At 66.5% G+C, this 2,277-nt stretch carries 1 protein-coding gene; it reads right to left on the reverse strand.

Features of this window, described 5'->3' with window-relative positions; translation table 11 throughout:
• Positions 1–2,277: condensation domain-containing protein (locus ACW9I6_RS32110; RefSeq protein WP_457340232.1), on the reverse strand; the 2,277-nt coding region annotated here is incomplete at both ends.

A 2,277-nucleotide genomic window follows, 5' to 3' on the forward strand; every position in this document is an offset into this window, starting at 1 on the left:
GGTCCAGTTCGGCGTAGCTCAGGCGTTGGCCTTCGAACACCAGCGCGGGCGCGTTCGGCGTCAACGCGGCTTGCTGGCTCAGGGCCGTGTGCAAGTTCGTCGGGCCCGAATATTCGCGCTCGGTGGCATTCCATCGAGCGAGTTGCGCCTGATCCTGCTGCTGCGGGAACAACGCCACCAGCGCACGCTCCGGCGTGGCGATGAGTGCATCCAGCAGCGCACACCATTGCGCGCTCCAGCGCTGCATCGTGGCGGCATCGAACAGTGCCGCCTGGTATTCCAGCGCCAGGGTCATGTCGCTGCCGTCGTCGTGGACTTCCCAACTTTGTTCGAACTTGGCGTCGATGGCGGGCAGAGTCTGTTCTGTGAGTTCAAGGCCCGGCCATTGGCGGCTGTCCATGCGGCCGTGGTTGAGGGAGAACAGCACCTGGAACAACGGCGTGCGGTTCAGGTCACGGCGCTGGGTCACGGCGCCGACCAAGGTGGCGAACGGCAGGTCGGCGTGGGCCTGGGCGGCGCGCAGGTCGGTCTCCAGCGCCGTCAGCAAGGCAGACGCTGGCGCCTGTTGATCGACCTCGCTGCGAATCACCAAGGTATTGACCAGGCAGGCCAGCAGCGCCTGGGTTTGCGGCTGGTCGCGCTGGTCGGCCGGGGTGCCCAGGCGAATATCGCGCTGGCCGCTGTAACGGGCGAGCAGGGCACTCAACGCGCTCGCCAGCACCACATACGGCGTGGTGCTCCGCAGGCGCGCAAAGTGGCGGATCGCGGCGGCGCGCTCGGGGCCCAGGTGGAGGATCAACTGCCCGGCGCGCCGATCCGCTTCGGCGGCGCGTGGTCTGTCCAGGGGCAGGTCGAGTACGTAATCGTCCGTGCCCAGATGATGTTTCCAGTAGTCCAAGCTGGCTTGGCGCCGGGCCTGGGTTTGTGGGTGTTGCTGCCACAGGGCGAAATCAACGTAGTCGAGGTCCAGTGGCGTCCAGTCCGGTGTCTGCCCGCTCAGCCCGGCACGGTAGGCCAGCGCCAGTTCGTCGATCAGCAGTTGCATGGCCCAGCCGTCTGTGGCGCTGTGGTGCAGGCACAGCAGCAGCAGGTTTTCGTCGCTGTCTTGGCGTTGCAGCAACTGTGCACGCCAAGGTGCAGCGGCGGCCAGGTCGAACGGGGCCATCAATTCGGCCTGGGCACGGCTGCACGCGTCATTCCAGGCGTTGGTGGCGACCGAGGTCACCCGCAGCGCAGGGCCTTGCGGATCAATGAGCAACTGCGCTTGGCCGGCGGTTTCTACGATGCGGCTGCGCAGCACCAAGTGCCGCTCGCTGACTTGGTCGAAGGCTTCGCGCAGGGCTGCCAGATCCAGCGTGCCCTTCAAGGTCAGCGCGAACGGCATGTGGTACTCGCGGGACTCCGGCACCAGGCGGCTGAGCATCCAGAAACGATGTTGCGCCAGACCCAGCGGCAACGTTGCCGGACGCGGTTGGGCCGTGATCACCTCAGCGGGCAAGGCGTCGCGCAAGTGGTCGGCCAACGCCGCCACTGTTGGCTGGGCAAACACCACCGCCAACGGCAAGGTGACGCCCAGGCGTTCACGCACCCGGGCCACCAGGCGCGTGGCGAGCAACGAATGGCCGCCGAGGTGGAAGAAGTGGTCGTCGATGCCTACCGAGGGGCATTCCAGCACTTCGCTGAACACGTCGCAGAGCAGGGTTTCGGTGGCGTTGCGCGGCGCCCGATGGGGTTGCTCGCGGGGCGTATCGGGCAAGGTGATCGCGGCCAAGGCCTTGCGGTCGAGCTTGCCGTTGCTGTTGAGCGGCAGGTGGTCAAGTTGCACCAGCAGGCTCGGCAGCATGTACGTGGGCAAGTGCTTGCCGAGGTCGTCGCGCAGGCTCGCTTCATCGGCGTTGCCGCTCCAGAAGGTCACCAGACGCTGGTCCAGCAGCAGGGTGGCCGCGTCGCGCACGCCGGGCTGAGCCAGCAGGGCGGCGTCGATCTCGCCCAGTTCGATGCGCTGGCCACGCAGCTTGACCTGATGGTCGAGGCGGCCGAGGTAATCGATATTGCCGTCGGCAAGGAAGCGGCAACGGTCGCCTGTGCGGTACAGGCGCTCACCGTTAACCATCAGGAAGCGCTCGGCGGTCAGGTCTGCACGTTTGAGGTAACCGCGTGCCACGCCGACACCGCCAATGTACAGCTCGCCGATGCTGCCAATCGGCAACGGTTGTTGGGCCTCATCGAGGATATGCAGGCGCAGGTTGGCGATGGGTTTGCCGATCGGCACGAGCG

The sequence above is a fragment of the Pseudomonas sp. SDO5522_S412 genome (assembly GCF_054071215.1).